The following is a 302-nucleotide window of genomic DNA, read 5'->3' on the forward strand; positions in this document are numbered from 1 at the left end:
GATCACCCGAGTTGGACGTTGTATGTGCAGATCATGCCGTTCGAGGATGCCAAGACGTATCGGTTCAATCCGTTTGATGTGACCAAGGTGTGGCCGCACGCCGATTATCCGTTGATCGAGGTGGGGCGGATGACGTTGGACCGCAACCCCACCGATCATCACACCGAGGTGGAGCAGGCCGCGTTCGGGCCGCACAACATTGTTCCGGGTACCGGGTTGAGTCCGGACCGGTTGTTGTTGGGGCGCAGTTTCGCCTACGCGGATGCGCATCGGGCCCGGATCGGGGTCAACCATCATCAGAT

Annotated in this window: 1 protein-coding gene; it reads left to right on the forward strand. The window is 59.9% G+C overall.

What is annotated here, in order from left to right:
• The coding region (locus tag AC5Y36_RS25890) for a catalase (protein WP_500043831.1) at positions 1–302 on the forward strand (302 nt) is incomplete at both ends.

The organism is Mycobacterium sp. NGS50 (assembly GCF_059812545.1).